This window comes from Paenibacillus sp. FSL R7-0273 (assembly GCF_000758625.1).
Classification (GTDB): domain Bacteria; phylum Bacillota; class Bacilli; order Paenibacillales; family Paenibacillaceae; genus Paenibacillus_AQ.
Genome location: NZ_CP009283.1, coordinates 1269257 through 1286299 on the forward strand (window position 1 = coordinate 1269257; position 17043 = coordinate 1286299).

Annotated in this window: 17 protein-coding genes and 5 tRNA genes; 20 read left to right on the plus strand and 2 right to left on the minus strand. The window is 50.9% G+C overall.

Annotation, left to right across the window (positions count from 1 at the left end; all coding sequences use genetic code 11):
- Window positions 1-82: 82 nt before the first annotated feature.
- The 17 genes from R70723_RS05445 (at window position 83) to R70723_RS05525 (ending at window position 14356) form a co-directional block, all read left to right on the plus strand.
- Window positions 83-158 (plus strand) — tRNA-Asn (locus R70723_RS05445).
- Window positions 159-163: 5 nt separating this feature from the next.
- Window positions 164-252 (plus strand) — tRNA-Ser (locus R70723_RS05450).
- Between the two features lie 805 nt (window positions 253-1057).
- Window positions 1058-1885, plus strand: a complete 828-nt coding sequence (locus tag R70723_RS05455) for a branched-chain amino acid ABC transporter permease (RefSeq protein WP_442950335.1) — start codon at window positions 1058-1060, stop codon at window positions 1883-1885.
- Window positions 1886-1897: 12 nt separating this feature from the next.
- Complete coding sequence (locus R70723_RS05460) at window positions 1898-2863, plus strand: branched-chain amino acid ABC transporter permease (RefSeq protein ID WP_039878300.1); 966 nt, start codon at window positions 1898-1900, stop codon at window positions 2861-2863.
- Window positions 2835-3614 carry an ABC transporter ATP-binding protein gene (locus tag R70723_RS05465; RefSeq protein WP_039870384.1) on the plus strand — a complete coding sequence of 260 codons (780 nt, stop codon included), beginning with the start codon at window positions 2835-2837 and terminating at the stop codon, window positions 3612-3614. The genes R70723_RS05460 and R70723_RS05465 overlap by 29 nt, the downstream gene beginning before the upstream one ends.
- Window positions 3615-3619: 5 nt before the next feature.
- Window positions 3620-4321 carry an ABC transporter ATP-binding protein gene (locus tag R70723_RS05470; RefSeq protein ID WP_039870386.1) on the plus strand — a complete coding sequence of 234 codons (702 nt, stop codon included), beginning with the start codon at window positions 3620-3622 and terminating at the stop codon, window positions 4319-4321.
- Between the two features lie 68 nt (window positions 4322-4389).
- Window positions 4390-5586, plus strand: a complete 1197-nt coding sequence (locus tag R70723_RS05475; RefSeq protein ID WP_039870388.1) for an ABC transporter substrate-binding protein — start codon at window positions 4390-4392, stop codon at window positions 5584-5586.
- A 100-nt stretch (window positions 5587-5686) separates the two neighbouring features.
- Window positions 5687-6817 carry an alanine dehydrogenase gene (ald, locus tag R70723_RS05480; protein ID WP_039870390.1) on the plus strand — a complete coding sequence of 377 codons (1131 nt, stop codon included), beginning with the start codon at window positions 5687-5689 and terminating at the stop codon, window positions 6815-6817.
- Window positions 6818-6979: 162 nt separating this feature from the next.
- Window positions 6980-7054, plus strand: a tRNA-Glu gene (locus R70723_RS05485).
- A gap of 3 nt (window positions 7055-7057) precedes the next feature.
- Window positions 7058-7140: transfer RNA gene (locus R70723_RS05490), tRNA-Leu, on the plus strand.
- A 355-nt stretch (window positions 7141-7495) separates the two neighbouring features.
- Complete coding sequence (locus R70723_RS05495) at window positions 7496-8158, plus strand: GntR family transcriptional regulator (RefSeq protein ID WP_039878303.1); 663 nt, start codon at window positions 7496-7498, stop codon at window positions 8156-8158.
- A 74-nt stretch (window positions 8159-8232) separates the two neighbouring features.
- Entirely contained in the window at window positions 8233-9570 is a 1338-nt protein-coding gene (locus R70723_RS05500; RefSeq protein ID WP_039870392.1) for an extracellular solute-binding protein, read from the plus strand.
- Between the two features lie 76 nt (window positions 9571-9646).
- The gene (locus R70723_RS05505) at window positions 9647-10546 is read left to right on the plus strand and encodes a carbohydrate ABC transporter permease (RefSeq protein WP_039870394.1); all 900 of its coding nucleotides are present in this window, start codon (window positions 9647-9649) and stop codon (window positions 10544-10546) included.
- Window positions 10546-11415 carry a carbohydrate ABC transporter permease gene (locus R70723_RS05510; RefSeq protein ID WP_047171035.1) on the plus strand — a complete coding sequence of 290 codons (870 nt, stop codon included), beginning with the start codon at window positions 10546-10548 and terminating at the stop codon, window positions 11413-11415. The genes R70723_RS05505 and R70723_RS05510 overlap by 1 nt, the downstream gene beginning before the upstream one ends.
- A gap of 41 nt (window positions 11416-11456) precedes the next feature.
- Window positions 11457-12512 (plus strand): DUF6282 family protein, encoded by a 1056-nt coding sequence (locus R70723_RS05515; RefSeq protein WP_039870396.1) that lies wholly within the window; start codon window positions 11457-11459, stop codon window positions 12510-12512.
- A gap of 51 nt (window positions 12513-12563) precedes the next feature.
- A complete protein-coding gene (gene allB / locus R70723_RS05520; protein WP_039870397.1) occupies window positions 12564-13970 on the plus strand; it encodes an allantoinase AllB in 1407 nt (468 codons plus the stop codon).
- Window positions 13971-14017: 47 nt separating this feature from the next.
- Window positions 14018-14356, plus strand: a complete 339-nt coding sequence (locus tag R70723_RS05525) for a PucR family transcriptional regulator (RefSeq protein WP_039870399.1) — start codon at window positions 14018-14020, stop codon at window positions 14354-14356.
- Between the two features lie 36 nt (window positions 14357-14392).
- Here R70723_RS05525 and R70723_RS05530 read toward each other — a convergent pair whose 3' ends face one another.
- Both R70723_RS05530 and R70723_RS05535 read right to left on the minus strand, forming a co-directional pair.
- Window positions 14393-15022, minus strand: coding sequence for a PAS domain-containing protein (locus tag R70723_RS05530; RefSeq protein ID WP_039870401.1), 630 nt, complete (start codon window positions 15020-15022; stop codon window positions 14393-14395).
- A 35-nt stretch (window positions 15023-15057) separates the two neighbouring features.
- Window positions 15058-15255, minus strand: a complete 198-nt coding sequence (locus R70723_RS05535; RefSeq protein ID WP_039870402.1) for a Rha family transcriptional regulator — start codon at window positions 15253-15255, stop codon at window positions 15058-15060.
- A 143-nt stretch (window positions 15256-15398) separates the two neighbouring features.
- On the opposite strand from R70723_RS05535, the gene R70723_RS05540 reads away from it, so the two are divergent.
- The 3 genes from R70723_RS05540 to R70723_RS05550 all read left to right on the plus strand — a co-directional run bounded on the left by R70723_RS05540 (window position 15399) and on the right by R70723_RS05550 (window position 17016).
- Entirely contained in the window at window positions 15399-15764 is a 366-nt protein-coding gene (locus R70723_RS05540; RefSeq protein ID WP_039870403.1) for a helix-turn-helix domain-containing protein, read from the plus strand.
- An 85-nt stretch (window positions 15765-15849) separates the two neighbouring features.
- Window positions 15850-15932: transfer RNA gene (locus R70723_RS05545), tRNA-Leu, on the plus strand.
- A gap of 181 nt (window positions 15933-16113) precedes the next feature.
- Window positions 16114-17016 (plus strand): CPBP family glutamic-type intramembrane protease, encoded by a 903-nt coding sequence (locus R70723_RS05550; RefSeq protein WP_047171036.1) that lies wholly within the window; start codon window positions 16114-16116, stop codon window positions 17014-17016.
- The last annotated feature ends 27 nt before the right edge of the window (window positions 17017-17043 follow it).

Genomic DNA, 17043 nt, shown 5'->3' on the forward strand with positions numbered 1-17043 from the left:
ATGTAACCGTTACAAAAAAATCTCTGCCTGTGCTTGACGGGAACCCGAAATCATGATAAATTATTTCTTGTTCATGTAATGTTCCCTGATAGCTCAGTTGGTAGAGCACTCGACTGTTAATCGAGTTGTCACAGGTTCGAGTCCTGTTCGGGGAGCCATTCTTGGAGAGATACCCAAGTGGCTATAAGGGGACCCTCTGCTAAGGGGTTAGACTGCGTAAGCGGTGCGAGGGTTCGAATCCCTCTCTCTCCGTCGTAATAACAGAAATGAAGCTCCCGGTTTCCGGGGGCTTTTTTTGTGTTTTCGATAAGGTTCATGTAGGGGCGGGAGCTAAGCCGCCAGAGGTTTGGCATACTTCAGTCCGCATACGTCATTTCGTTATGCATTTTTCGTTAGCAGATTGATTAATAACTTCCCTGCGTATCCATCAATAACTTTAGCATTCTGTTCAGCAATTTCATAAGCCGTTTAACGGCTCCTTCTGCTCAATAATTCCCCTATTCAGGCCAACGAATAAGCATACAGGATTGACTTGTTAATTTTTTGTGTCTAATGTCAGCTTTTCTTACCGAAAACTACATAAAACTATATAAAGATACAGAATACTAATAATGCAAACCGTTATTCCTTTAACCAGTTGAAGAACTGCTGCTGTGAAGAGACAAATGTTATATTATTTGCGTGAAAATAAAGTATTGTATTAGAAAAGAAGACAAAAATTCAAATGATTATCCTCGTAAATGCTCCGTTTTTCTCCGTTTTGCTCCTGTTTATCAATAAACACCGGAATATATAACTCATAATTTACAAACATTGTAATGTAACATAACACCAAAATTCGAAAATTATATTAATTACTTGCATTTTTTAGTGACGACACCTAAACCATGTGTTAATATAAATGACATCTTAGAAAGAAAAACAGATTGGGAGACAGAGAAAGGGGATTTTTGATTACTATGGGGAAAAGGGGATGGCGATGGAGTACTTCATTCAGCAACTAATTAACGGAATTTCCGTAGGCAGCATTTACGCTCTGATCGCCCTTGGCTACACAATGGTTTACGGGATTATCAAGCTGATCAACTTTGCCCACGGTGATGTGTTTATGGTCGGATCGTTCATCGGCCTGTACAGTGCCAAGTTTCTGGCGAATGCCGGGCTGCCACCGGTGCTGGTGCTGCTGCTGTCGCTGATTATTTCAATGACGATGAGCTCGCTGCTTGGTATTACCATTGAACGGCTGGCCTACAAGCCGCTGCGCAAATCCACGAGAATTGCCGCGCTGATCACCGCAATCGGTGTATCCTTCCTGCTGGAATATGTCGGTGTGCTGATCCTCGGGCCTCAGGCCAAAGGATTCCCTGATATTATGGAGAAGAAGCAGTACCAGCTATTCGGAACCTCCATTCAGGTCGATTCCAATCAGGTGATGATCCTGATTACTACTATTGTTCTGATGATTATTCTGCAATATATCGTGCGTTACACAAAGACCGGTAAGGCGATGCGGGCTGTATCGTTTGATATGGAGGCGGCACGGCTGATGGGGATCAACGTAGACCGCACTATATCAGCAACCTTCGCTATCGGCTCGGCGCTTGCTGCAGCGGCCGGTGTAATCTTCGGCATGACCTATAATTCCGTCGATCCGCTCATGGGCGTAATGCCGGGACTCAAGGCTTTTGTAGCAGCAGTACTTGGAGGAATCGGGAGCATTCCTGGCGCGCTTGTCGGCGGATTGCTGCTGGGAACCGTTGAGACGGAGATCTCATCGCTTGGCTATTCATCCTGGCGTGACGGTGTTGCTTTTGCTGTGCTGATTCTGATCCTGATCTTTAAACCATCCGGGCTGTTTGGCAAGAATGTCCGGGAGAAAGTGTAGGTGGGGAACGGCATGAAGAAGCTGAATACAAAATTCTGGCTGGGCACAATCATTGCCCTGGCGTTCTATGGTATCGTTCAAGTTCTTCTAACAACGGGAATATTTAATGATGTAACCCGGTCTATGCTGCTTCTGGTAGGCGTCAATGTCATGCTGGCGGTATCGCTTAACCTGATTAACGGAATTACCGGGCAGTTCTCGATCGGGCATGCCGGATTTATGTCCGTAGGCGCGTATACCTCGGCCATCTTGACGCTCGATTACAATGTGCCGTTTGTTTTGGCGATAATTATCGGCGGGATCGTTGCTGCCATCTTTGGTGTATTGATAGGGATGCCGACACTCCGTCTTAACGGCGACTATCTGGCTATTGCCACGCTGGGCTTCGGGGAGATTATCCGGATTATTCTGCTGAATACGGAGTATGTAGGCGGTGCCTCCGGCCTTAGCGGGATTCCGGCAAAATCCACCTGGACCATTATCTTCTTCTTTACCTTATTCACGGTTGTGCTTATCAACAACTTTATCCGCTCCACCCACGGCCGTGCCTGTCTGGCCATCCGTGAGAATGAAATTGCCGCAGAAGCAATGGGGATCAATACTACCCTGTACAAGGTTATCGCCTTTACCATTGGAGCACTATTTGCAGGTATGGCAGGCGGGCTTTCCGCGCATACGTTCTATGTTATTACGCCCGGCAGCTTCAACTTCCTGAAATCCTTCGAGATCCTGGTAATGGTCGTTCTTGGCGGTCTGGGCAGCACAGCAGGCTCCATTGTGGGAGCGGTATTCGTTACTCTGCTGTACACCTATCTGCGTGAATTCCCGGAATGGCGGATGATTATCTATTCCATCGTGCTGATTATGATGATGATTTTCCGTCCGAGCGGCTTGCTCGGCAAAACCAGAATCAATTTCGGCAAGCTCGGAAAAAAGGAGGCCAAAGCCAATGGCAGCATCGACAGCAGTACTCCTTGACGTTAAAGGGGCCAGCCGTTCCTTTGGAGGCCTTAAGGCGCTTAGTGAAGTTTCCCTTCATATTAACAAGGGGGAGCTGATCGGTCTGATCGGACCGAACGGCGCCGGCAAAACAACCCTATTCAATCTGTTAACCGGGGTGTATCCGCCCTCTACCGGCAAAATCATGCTTAATAATGAGTCGGTGGGCGGCATGAAGCCTTTTAAAATTAACCATAAGGGTGCGGCGCGCACGTTCCAGAACATCCGGCTGTTTACAGCTATGACCGTACTGGAAAATGTCAAAATCGCCTTCCACCAGCATGCCAGACATTCACTGTTCAGCTCCATGCTCCGGCTTCCGAAGCACTTCAAGGGTGAAGAAGAGATTACGCAGAAGGCGATGGATATTCTTAAAATCTTCAATCTCGCTGAGCAGGCCCAGGAGACTGCAGGCAACCTCAGCTATGGTAATCAGCGCCGGCTGGAAATTGCCCGTGCGCTTGCTGCCGGACCCAAGCTGCTGCTGCTGGATGAACCGGCGGCCGGCATGAATCCGAATGAAACGCGGGATCTGATGAATCTGATTGCCTGGATCCGTGAAGAATTTGATCTTACCATTCTCCTGATCGAGCATGATATGTCACTGGTTATGGGTGTCTGCAACCGGATCTATGTCCTGGACCGCGGAGTCCTTATCGCCGACGGTACACCGGTGGAAATCCGGAACAATCCGAAGGTAATTGAAGCGTATTTGGGACAGGAGGCGTAAAGGCGATGCTTACAGTACAGGGAATCAACGTTTACTATGGTGCCATTCACGCATTGAAGGACCTCAGCATCCAGGTTAATGAAGGGGAAATTGTTACGCTTATAGGTGCCAATGGTGCCGGTAAGTCCACGCTGCTCAAGACACTGTCCGGGCTGCTGAAGACCAAGACCGGGAGTATCGAATTTCTCGGAAAATCGATTACCGGCCAGAGTGTCCAGGCGATTGTGAAGCAAGGGCTGATTCATTGTCCTGAGGGGCGGCGCGTATTCGCCAATATGTCAGTAGAAGAGAATCTTGAGCTCGGTGCTTACCTGCAGGATGGAAAAAGCCTGGCCGCAGATTTCGAGAGGGTCTACAGTATGTTTCCGAGACTGCTTGAGCGCAAGAAGCAGCAGGCCGGAACGCTGTCCGGCGGGGAACAGCAGATGCTGGCCATGGGCCGCGCGATTATGGGCCACCCCAAGCTGCTCCTGCTGGATGAGCCTTCGATGGGGCTTGCTCCGCTGCTGGTGCAGGATATTTTCAGAATCATCCAGGAGGTCAATGCGGCCGGAACAACCGTGCTGCTGGTCGAACAGAATGCCCATCAAGCGCTTAAGATAGCCCACCGCGCCTATGTGCTGGAAACCGGAAGAGTAGTGCTGGAGGGAGACGCCAAGGAAATGGCGGATTCGGAAGAGATCAAGATGGCCTATCTCGGCCACTAGATAAATATTTCTGGGGCATCACAGATCCAACACATAGAAACTATATTATTGGGAGGCTGGGAGAAACTATGAAAAAAATTGGGGCCATTCTTTTGTCGACAGTACTGACTGCGGTATTGGCAGCGGGCTGCGGTAACAACACAGAGAACAGCGCTAACTCTGGAAGCGGCGGAAATGCTGGCGGGGGCACGATCAAAATCGGGGCTAACCTTGAGCTTACAGGCGGCCAGGCTTCTTTCGGCGACTCCGCATCCAAGGGTGCTCAGCTGGCTGTAGACCAGATCAATGCTGCCGGCGGGATTCTGGGCAAGCAGCTGGAGCTGGTTGTTGCCGACAATGCCTCTAAATCCGAGGAAGCCACACAGGCGGCGCAAAAGCTGATCACCAACGATAAAGTAGTTACTATTATTGGTGCATCCACTTCTACTAACACACTGGGTATCGTTCCGGTTGCGACTGAGAAAAAGATTCCGCTTGTAGCTGTTGGTGCGACTAACCCTAAGGTTACTGTTGATGAGCGCAGCGGCGATGTGAACGAATGGGTATTCCGCGCAGCCTTTATCGATCCGTTCCAAGGCCAGGTTATGGCTAATTTTGCAAGCAACAACCTCAGTGCTAAAACGGCGGTAATCTACACGGATACTTCGAGTGACTACTCCAAGGGTCTGCAGAAATTCTTCGAGGAAACCTTTAAGGCCAACGGCGGAGAAGTTCTGAGCCAGGAATCCTATCAGCAGAAGGACTCTGACTTCAAGGCGGTTCTGACCCGTATCAAAGCAGCGAATCCGGATGTGATTTATCTGCCGGGCTACTATGAAGAGGTTGGTAAAATCGTAAAGCAGGCCCGTGAAATGGGTATTACTGTACCGTTCCTGGGCGGCGACGGCTGGGATTCCCCGCAGCTGGCTGAAATTGCCGGCGCAGCAGCGCTTGAGAATACGTTTATGTCCAACCACTACTCACCTGAAGATACAGCTACAGAAGTAACTACCTTCGTTGATGCTTACAAAGAAGCTAACGGCGGCGCAGTACCGGACGGTATGGCGGCTCTGGGCTACGATGCGCTGAAGCTGGTTGCTGATGCCATCACCCGTGCAGGTGAAGCTGATCCGGCAAAGATCAAGGATGCTCTGGCAGCAACTAAAGATCTGCAGCTGGCAACAGGTAAAATCACGCTGAACGAAACTCATGACCCGGTTAAAGCAGCTGTCGTGCTGAAATTTGTCGGCGGTGTTCAGACTTTTGAAGCAAAAGTTAATCCATAAACGGTTCTTCCGCATATAATATGGGGAATGAATGAATAATGACTTCAGAGAGAAAGGCTCCTTTGCGGGCCTTTCTTTTGTCAGTGAAGGAGGGACCGATATGATTATAGGAGTACCCAAGGAGATCAAAAACAATGAAAACCGTGTAGCCCTCACTCCTGCAGGAGTGGAGGTTTTCTGTAAAGCCGGTCATAAGGTGCTGGTTGAGCAGTCTGCCGGTACGGGCAGCGGCTTCAGCGACAGTGAGTACCTGGATAAGGGTGCGGTAGTGTATCCGGCAGCTGCCCAAATATGGAATGAGGCGGAAATGGTGCTGAAAGTGAAGGAGCCGCTGCCTGAAGAGTATGTTTTTTTCCGCAGGGGGCTGATTCTGTTCACCTATCTGCATCTTGCGCCTGAAGCAGAGCTTACCAAAGCGCTGGTGGACGGAGGTGTTACTGCTGTAGGCTATGAAACCATCCAGCTTGCGGACGGCTCGCTGCCGCTGCTGATCCCCATGAGTGAGGTTGCCGGACGGATGGCAGTCCAGATTGGAGCAAGGCTCCTAGAAAAGCCGCAGGGCGGCAAGGGTGTTCTGCTGAGCGGCGTGCCCGGTGTACAGCCCGGTGAGGTAGTTATCGTGGGCGGGGGTATCGTAGGCACCAATGCGGCCAAGATGGCCCTTGGATTAGGTGCGCGTGTTACAGTGCTGGATAACAATGCCGCCCGGCTCCGTTATCTGGATGATATTTTTGGCGGGCGGCTGATTACGGTGATGTCAGACTCCTATCATCTGGAGCAGGCGGTCCGCAAGGCTGATCTGCTGATTGGAGCGGTGCTGATTCCCGGAGCCCGTGCACCCAAGCTGGTGAAGGAGTATATGGTGCAGCAGATGGGTGAGGGCTCTGTAATAGTTGATGTAGCGATTGATCAGGGCGGCTCCATCGAGACGATCGACCGGACGACAACCCACCAGAATCCGACTTATGTGAAGCATGGCGTCGTGCACTATGCAGTAGCCAATATGCCGGGTGCGGTGGCCCGGACCTCCACGCTTGCGCTTACTAATGTAACAGTTCCCTATGCGCGGCAGATTGCGGGCTTAGGAATTTACAAGGCAGTCCTTGAGAATCCGGCGCTGGCCCGCGGACTTAACGTTGCAGCCGGGCAGGTAACGAATTCAGCAGTGGCCAAGAGTCTTGGCTATGAGCCGGTAGGCGGGGCAGAAGCCTTGGCAGTGTATGGCGGATAAGACATCTATGAAGCGGTTCTCCATTAACGGTACTGCAGACTGCAATGGGGAGGAGTGGAGCCGCGATCTCCGCAGCCTCCCCGTGAAATAAAAAAACACTTGTCAAAGTGATTGGAGTTTGATATACTCATTTTTGTTGTGGTAAACATAACTTCTCAGCTAGGCCCGTTGGTCAAGGGGTTAAGACACCTCCCTTTCACGGAGGTAACAGGGGTTCGAATCCCCTACGGGTCACCATATGCGGTAGTGGTGGAATGGCAGACACGCTATCTTGAGGGGGTAGTGGGCGTATGCTCGTGGAGGTTCGAGTCCTCTCTACCGCATAATATGCTAAAAGCAAAAGAGCCTTGATTTATCAAGGCTCTTTTGCTTTTTTTTGTTTGATAAATAAAAACAATCTGATTTTTCAGGTTGTTTTATTTTTTGCTAATTTGATGTGATGATCATGTTATGTTAATGGCTTTTAATAGTATTTCCTGATTTAACATGTAACTTATTATACGTTTGGATGCACTATTTTTCTTGATTGGTGAGTTAAAAGGAGTTTTTGTTGTGCATTTTTCCGAAAATATGTTACATATATTGACGTTAATATGCATTGAAACTATCATTGTATTCAATTAAGAATCCATTCTTGATTAGCTTGTATCTCTAATGAGAGACGGAGTGATGCCGGATATGACTAAAAGAAAGGAGATGGAGATCTACAGGGACATTAAACTCGCAATCACGCAACACAAGCTGCTGCCGAATACACAGCTGGTTGAGGATGCGCTGGCTGAAGCGTTTCAGGTCAGCCGTACGCCCATAAGGAATGTTCTAAGAAGACTGGCGATGGAGAAGCTGGTTACAGTCATTCCATACCGGGGGGCCTTTGTCTCCTGTCCCAGTGTCGATGAGGCGAGAGAGGTCTTTGAAATGCGGCGGGTCATCGAAACATCAATGGTCCGGAAGCTGTGCGCAATCGTGAAGCCTGAGCAACTAGCCCCGCTGGAGATTCTTATCCGGGAGGAGCATGAGGCTAGTCATGAAGGTGATATTGTCGGGGCGCTGGATGTCACAGTAGATATACATCTAAAGCTGGCAGAGCTGGCGGATAACTATTATTACTATCATTTTTTAGAGGAGCTGATCTCACTCACCTCGGTTATCATTTCCCTCTACGGGACGAATCAGAGCTTCTGTCATGACCATGAGGAATTATTAGCGGCCATTCTGCGGCAGGACGGAGAGCAGGCGGCTCATATTATGGAAGAGCATCTCTGGCAGATCGAGCGTTCGCTGAATTTTACCGAGACGACGACCAATGTGCTGAATTTTAAGGAAATTTTTCATAAGTGATTTTTTTTGAACCAGATTGTATCCAATTTCGGATGCCAAAGAATCAGAAAATGCATACAAAGGAGTGGGGAGAATTGAAAAAACGGGCATTCATGCTGGGTATGATGACGGCGGCAACGACTGTACTGGGCGCTTGCGGAAGCGAAGCCAATGAGGGGGCGGCGGCTGAAAGCGGCAGCACCATCACCATAACGCTTATGCATAGATACCAGGACTCCAATATCGGCAAAAGCCCGGAGGATACTGCAGTGCTTGACGGGCTGAAGCGGTTCCGTGCAGATTATCCGAATGTCGAGGTCATTGAAGAGCAGCTGCAGAACGAGGATTACTCCATCAAGGCCCAGGCACTGGCAGCGGCTGATGATATGCCCGATGTATTCATCGTCCCCGGCTCATGGATGACCAATTTCGTAGATAACGAAATCGCACTTCCCCTGAACGCTGAACTGGATAAGCGTACCGAGTGGCGCGACGGTTACCGCGCAGGAACACTGGATGCCGGAACACGTGAAGGTCAGGTGTATGGCATTCCAATCGCAGCCGGGCCAACCCATCTGATCTATTACAACGCAGATATGTTCGCAGAGGCCGGATACAGCCAGTTCCCTGCGACCTGGCAGGAGCTGATGGATGCGGGCGGAAAGCTGGCCGAGAAGGGTGTTAATCTGTTCTCATACGGAGACAAGTCTAAAGGCTACGCGATGTCCAGCTGGATAAGCGCCTTAACCGACCGGATAAGCGGACCGGAATGGACCGAATCCATCCTGACAGGAGGCGGAGCGAAATTCACAGACAAGGGCTTCGTGCAGGCAATCGGTATAATGAGTGATCTGGCCAAAGCCGGTTATCTGAACAAGGATCTGAATTCTGTTGATTCCGATACTATGGTCAACTATTACTTCGAAGGCCGCTCCGCGGCATTTGTCAGCGGCATCTGGTCAGCAATGAACGTGGTGAACAATGCACCGGCAGAAATCACTGATGCTACGCGAGTGGCCGTATTCCCGGGTGTTGACGGGGGTCTGGGCAATCCGCTCAGTTCTTCCGGAGGAGCCGGCGTCTATTACAGCGTCAATGCGGGCGTCCAGGCTGGTGAGAAGCTTGATGCCATTATGACTATGCTTGATTATATGACCGGTTCCGGCAGCGCCAAGCTGATGGCTGAGGTCGGGGGCTTTCCGGCTTTTGATCCCGGAGCATTTGATACGGCCAAGCTTCATCCGGTTGCACTTGCGGCTTATGAGGCCAGTGCGGCAGCCGACGCAACCAAAATCTTCGACCTTTGGTTCGACGCCTCGATTGTTGAAGTCATCAATACAGGAATTCAAGGTGTAATGGCAGGGTCCAGTACACCGGAACAGCTGGCCCAGGAAACCCAGAAGGCCTATGAGACCTTTTTGGCCAATCCTTAACCGGAACCAGGATGCATTTAGGGGGCTGGGCGGGGTAAAGCCGGTTTCCGGAGATTATTTCTAGAGGGGTGAGGACATGGGCAAGGCGCTGCGCCCGAAGGGCTGGGTGCTTCTGGCATATCTGCTTCCGGGACTTATAATATATTCCTTTGTTGTGCTGGTTCCCATATTTTCCGCTTTCCGTTACAGCTTCTACTCATGGACGGGAGGCCCCAAAAAAACGTATATCGGTATAGGCAACTACCTGGAGCTGCTCCGGGATGAGGTGTTCTGGCATTCATTCCTGAACAATGTGCTTATGACGGTATACGGCCTGATTGGACAAGTAGGGCTCGCCTTTATTTTTGCTCTGCTGCTGATGTCCAAAATCGTCAAGCTGAAGGGCCTGCACCGGACGATGAGCTATTTTCCATCCACACTGGCTCCTGTGATCATCGCATTCCTCTGGATGCTGATCTACAACTATAATTACGGGCTGTTGAACGCCGGATTGACCAAGCTCGGTCTTGGTAACCTGGTGCAATCCTGGCTCGATCTGACAGGTCCGATTGTCCTCCTGGTGTCCATTCCTCTATCCTGGCAAAATATCGGGTTCTTTACACTGCTGATGCTGGCGGGGCTGTCATCGATTAACAAGGAGGTTTTGGAGGTTGCTGAGCTGGACGGGGCTACAGGTGTCCGTAAGGCCTGGTATGTCATTATTCCATTGGCCAAGCCTACGCTGGTCGTTGCCTCTCTGCTCTGCATCGCCAATAATATGCGCGGCTTCGAGCATATCTACGCAATGACCGGAGGGGGGCCGGGCAATGCATCCTCAGTAATGGCGCTGTATGCGTACCAGACCTCGTTCCTCCGCTTCCGCTACGGATATGGTTCGGCACTGGCTATTGCCATTATTGCACTGACCATGCTCATGATCCTGCTCTCGACACTTGCGCTGAAACGCGGGGAGAATCAAAAGGGAGGTGCGTATTAATGGAGCTCCAGCTGGAATTAAAATCGCAGGCCAGCTCCCGCCGGCTGCTTCCGGGTCCGGCCAAGCTGATGGTGAACGCATTAATGCTGCTTTTTACCGCCAGCTGCATTATACCGCTGCTCTGGATTGGTTATTCATCCCTGAAAACGCAGGCGGAGTTCGCCAACAATATTCTCAGCCTGCCCAGTGCCCCGCAGTTCGGAAATTATCTGGAGGCCATCAAAATCACCAATATGCTCCAGCTGTCCTGGAACAGCGCGAGAGTGACGCTCCTGTCGGTTATCGGTATTACGGCAATTTCGTTCGTAACAGGCTACATCACGGCCCGGCTCGACTTCAAGGGAAAGAAGGCAATGATATTTTACTACCTGTTCGGTATGCTTGTGCCGATTCACGCCCTGCTTGTTCCGATCTATCTCTTATTCAAAAATTTCGGCTTGGCAGACGAATGGTACACGCTGATTATTCCGTATATTGCCTTTAACCTGTCTCTTCCAATCATGCTGGTCAGCAGCTACGTGGTCGGCATTCCTAAAGAAATCGAAGAAGCGGCAGCTATTGACGGTCTCAGCTTCAGCGGAACGATGTTCCGTATCATTTTCCCGATCGCAGTGCCGGTGCTGACTACGGTCGCTATTCTGCAGTTTTTCTCCTGCTGGAACGAATTTTCCTTTGCACTGGTGCTGCTCAAGGATGAGTCGCTGCGGACAGTTCCGCTTGGAATGTCGTATTTTAAGTCTCAGCACAGTACCAACTATCCGCAGCTGATGGCGGGGATGGTCCTGTCGATGCTTCCTGTTACCTTAGTCTATTTTACATTCAGCTCGCGCATTATCGCCGGCGTCATGTCAGGCGCAGTCAAGGGATAAACCGCTTGGCCGCTATAACTTCACACTAATGGAGGGATATTATGCTAAATAACAATTACAATCAGGAACAGACTCAGCTGCGGACACCAGACCGGTCACGCTGGAATGAATCCTTTTACCGCAGATCAATGGAGCTGCCGGATGAGCTGCTGATTGGTGCTATTGACAGTCATGTGCATGCCGGTCCTGTATTGAATTCGAACCCCGGACATCTTGATCCGATCCAGGTGGCACAGGAAGCGGCTGCTGCAGGCATGAAAAGCATTGTGTATTATGATGTTTTTGGCTGGGCTTCAGGAATGGCGTGGGTTGTAAACCGGCATGTTCCGGGGATTCATACGTATGGAGGCTATTTGATGAATTCCTGCCATGGCGGCATGAATCCGCGTTCGGTGAAAACTGCGCTGCACATGGAGGAGGGCTGCCGCTTCATCAGCTTTGGATCGCATTGTACCCGCCATTCCGCAGAACGGGAGTCTACACTTATTGACGGGAAGCTGGTTCCATTCAAGGACGCTTTTCCGAAATTCGCAGAGAAGGAGCTGCCTGTGGCAACATCAATCCCGCTGGAAGGGCCTGTATCGGAAGAGTTGGACGAAATTCTGAGCATGGTGGCGGAGCATCCGGAGGTGTATCTGAACACGGGGCATGTATCTGTCCCTGAGGCGCTCCGTCTGCTGGATCTTGCGGAGCAATACGGTATAGCTAAGGTGCTGATCGCCCATCCGGTGCGCGGCCAGATGACGATAGAGGAGCAGAAAGCGGCCGCGGCCAGGGGCGCTTTTCTGGAAGCCTGTCTTGTGGACTGGCTGTATCCTGATGTTCCCCGGACACATTATTATGTCGAGCGGGAATACATGGACATGGGTGCTGAGCTAGGGCGCTTCTCAAATGCGACAAAATGGATGAAGACGATCCGCGAAGTCGGGATCGGCCAGTTCGTGCTCGGCACCGATTATGGCATCCGCGCAGCGTCAACACCGGTACAGGGGATGAGGACAATGATCGCCAGCATGCTGGATTACCAGTTCTCCCCGGACGATATATACCGGATGGTAGCCACCAATCCTGCAAGGCTAATCGGCATCGAGTCGTAGATTGCCGCGGTATGCGCGGTTACAATCAGCAAGGACAGGAGGAGAGAGGGCATGGAATCCGCGACTTCATATGATCTCGTTATCACCGGGGGACATATCGTTACAGAATCAGCTGTAGAGCGTAAGGATATTGGCATTGTAAATGGTGTGATTGCAGAAATTTCAGAGAATATCGATCCCGAAGGGGCCGCAGTGGTAGATGCCCGGGGGCTGACGGTGATGCCTGGTGTAATTGACTCGCACGTGCATTTCAATGAGCCGGGATTAGGGTCCTGGGAAGGGTTCCGGACGGGGTCGGCTGCGCTTGCAGCCGGCGGGGGCACCTGCTTTTTGGATATGCCGCTCAATGGTATTCCTCCAACCGTTTCCCTCAGTGCACTTCAGCAGAAGAGAGCGTGTGCTTCGGGCAGGACGTATGCCGATTACGGCTTCTGGGGCGGGTTAATGCCCGGTCATCTTAAGGACCTGCCTCTGCTGGCACAGGCGGGAGTAATCGGGTTCAAGGCATTCATGTCCTCTCCGGGTGATAAGGATAAGGAAGCATTCCGCCGTTCGGACGACCGGACCCTTAAGGAAGGAATGCGGATTATCGCTGAAACGGGAAAGGTGCTGGCACTTCATGCGGAGCACGAGCCTACCGTGGCACGTCTAACCCGGGAAGCCCGCAGCCAGGGGCGTCTCGGTGCGGCGAGCTATACCGCCTCCCGTCCCATAGCAGCGGAGGTGGAGGCGGTGGAGACGGCGCTGCGTTATGCAGCCGAAAGCGGCTGCCGGCTGCATTTTGTCCACATTAGCAGCGTGGCTGCTGCGGGACTCATCCGGGATGCCCGGAAGTCGGGGCTCGATGTGACACTGGAGACCTGCCCCCATTATCTTTGTCTGACCGACAGTGATTTTGCGGCCATAGGTGCGGCGGCAAAATGTGCGCCTCCCCTGCGTGATGCGGAAGAGCAGGCCGTGTTGTGGAGAAAATTACAGGAAGGCTGGTTCGATTTCCTGGCTTCCGACCACTCGCCTTGCCCGGCAGAGTTAAAGACCGGTACGGATATGTTCGAGGCCTGGGGCGGCATCGCGGGTGTACAGAGCACCCTTGAGCTAATGCTGGATGAAGGGCATCTGAAACGGGGAATTCCTCTGCCGCAGCTGGCACGTCTGCTGTCAGCGGCTCCCGCTGAGCGGTTCGGGCTGGCTCCTGCGAAGGGTCGCATTGCCATAGGCTGTGACGCCGATCTGGCGCTAGCCGATCTGAATACCTCCTATACGCTGCAGGAAACAGACCTCTATCAGCAGCACCGGACTTCGCCGTATATCGGCCGCTCATTCGGGTGCAGGGTAAAAAAGACACTGCTGCGCGGACGGAGCATGTATAACGGCAGTGAAGGGCTTCTGAATCCAGGGAGCGGCAGGGAACTAGAGCTAAGGCCAGTACATTCTGGTGCTATGAACATAAGCCTATAATCAGGCTGAAGGTTAACGGCACGGGATTATCCGAAGGAGGGAAGGCGATGATATCAACAGCCGGCGGATTATCCGCCGTTCAAGAAGAGCTCATGCTGCTTGTCCGGGGAATTCCCAGAGAGCAGATGCGGCTATACGTCGACCGTTATCTCGGCAGCCTGCTGGCAGGAGACGGGTACGATCCTGAACTGCTGCTGACGCTGGAAACATATGCGTCCTGCAACGGCCACATGAATGAAATGTCCTCCCGGCTGTACATCCACCGCAATACGGCAGCATACCGGCTTGATAAGCTGGAGCGGCAGCTTGGTATTTCGCTTCGAGAATCTGAAAACCTGCTGCTGCTAAATATGCTATTTTTGTTCCGGCGCATGCTTGATGCTTGATGACTGAGACTTATTGAGAGCATATATATAGCAGAACTACTGGTTCAGAACTCCGGCATATTGCGGATAGAGCTGACGGATGCAATCCGGACAGATATCATGGGTGAATTGCAGGGACAGCTGTAATTGAAGGAAGCGTTCAACGGTAATCCATTCTTCCTTATTGCCGCGGACTGATTTGCAGGAGGCACAGATGGGCACGAGACTGCCGGCAATACGGCGGGGACGCAGAGGATGACAGCTTCGGACATGATCATGCTGACGGGGCTCAGCGGGTCCCTTGTCATGCAGGGTGAGAAGGAGAAGCTGAATGCCGCAGGAACGCTCTGTAAATAACGGAAAAGCGTCCAGACTGAACACATGGTCGGATTTATCAGGGATATGCAGAATGAACTCTGAGCTGGAGATCAGGACTCCGCCCTGAAGGACATGCTGCAACGCATTATCCAGTGCTGTGAGCTGAACAGGAATGGCAATCCACTCTTCAAACAGCTCCAGATAGTGGCTGCCCGTCATCATAATGGCCGGAGGCAGCCCGCAATGCTCCAAATATGCGTTATAATGATCATTGATAAACAGGATGATTCCGCTTCTGTCTATGACCAGAACCTTCTGTGTCAGCGTGTTAAGGGAAGAAGTAAGGGATGTAGATAAGCTTAATGGCAAGATTATCGCTCCTTGAGTGCTTGCAGGATAGGTAGTCAAGACGGAGGCAGGTTCAGAAGCTCGGATACCTGGCGGCGGTAGCGCTCGGCCTTCCGTGTACCATGGATGAGATTGGACAGGCGGTAAGGCGGTATACCGTAGATTTCACAGAACTTTTTCTGATCCAGCTGCATCTCTGTCAGCCTCTGCTTGATTGCCCAGCCATAGGGGGTCACCGGACGTTTGCTGTTCAACAGGCTTCACCTCTTATCGACCATCCAGCCGTATGATATAATCATCTGGAACTAATAATAACCAATTATACACTTTTTTACGTCATTTTACAATAAAATTAACGTTTTTACGTCAATAAATATGTGGTGGAGGTAACTGAGCGATGCAGTCCATATATGAGCGGATTGAATATTTGATCAAGCAGAGGGGAATTACGAAAAAGTATTTTTATGAGCATCTCCATATCAGCTCAGGTAATTTCGGGGACTGGAAGCGCGGAAAGTCTACGCCGGGAACTCAGCATCTGATTAACATCGCAGAATTTTTTCATGTCAGTCTGGATTGGCTCATTTTAGGCAAACAGGCTGCGGATGAGGTCCGTGAAGAAGGAGAGGCCTATTTGTCTGCCCAAATACGGCAATACAATTGCCATAGTGAAGAGCTTTTGCCAAAAGAGCAGGAGTTCATCAAGGAATACATAGCGTTTACCCGGTACCGCCGGCAGAAGCCCGCAGATGAAAATTCCTGAGCGGGTAGCTTTACAATTGCCTTAAACGGGTTTATAATATTGAATGTTGACCTCAGACAAAGCTTTGACTTTTGTAACACACCGCGCGGTAGTGGTGGAATGGCAGACACGCTATCTTGAGGGGGTAGTGGGTGTATACCCGTGGAGGTTCGAGTCCTCTCTACCGCATACTATTTATGGAGCAAAAGTCCTTGATCACCAAGGGCTTTTGCTTTTTTTATTTTCAATGAGAACCGGCTGAGACAGCCGGTTCTTTTCTTTGCCTTTGCGCTGGCATACCTGAGCAAAAAAAGGATGTTGACCCTTACGTATACTAGAGGGTTTACAATGCAGAGAGGAGGCGATGATAATGAGTTCATTTTTGCGTTCCAGGCATGGGGTCACAGGGCAGCGTCCATATAAGTGGCTGGCTGTTACACTGCTTGGCTGGGTAGCCATGACTCTAGGTTTGTTCGTGGCTACTGTTGTAGCCCATTCCTTAAGGACTGCGGGATTCCCCCAGAATGGAACTGCAGCGATTCAAGCATTGACCTCAGCTTTGATCATTGTACCGGCTGTTTATATAATCAGGCGTCGTTTTCAACTGACAATGGGTCTGATGCCGCTGACATCAGGAGCAATCCTGCATTTACTGGGCGGTGCTGCGCTGGGCGTTATAATGGCTGTCCTTGGTTTCCTGATTACCGGATTGCTGGGTTGGATCACCATTGAAGAATGGCATCTCTCTATTGATTTAATTCTGAGTATGTCATTCAATTTATGCATCGCCTTTCTATACGAGGCACTGCCGGAGGAATTGTCGCTGCGCGGTATCGTATACAGCGGGCTGCGGCTGCGATTGCCAAACTATGCGGCCTATATGGGTCAGCTGCTGTTGTTCGTACTGGTGCCTCTCACAGTGAATGTGCTGCAGAGTCTTGTTGGAATAGAGAAAGGAAACTTTATTAATTGGGAATATGTAATTTTGCTCGTCTGCTTTGGCACTGTCCTGCAACAGTTGCGGAGTCTAACCGGATCATTGTGGGCCTCAATCGGCTTTCATTTGAGCTACCTGGAAATTGCACGGTTTGTTATACTCCAGCGGGACAATCGATTGCTGACTTACAGTGAGCTTGATGCGGGTACAGGTACAGTAGTAATCCAATTTGGTATAATTGTAGTGGGTAGCTCTGCAATATTGGCGCTGCTACTCTTATGGCGCGGGTCCAGACCCGTTAATGGTACCAATGGTACAGGCAGTTTAAAGATCTGATGCAGTACCCACATTATGAACCTAATG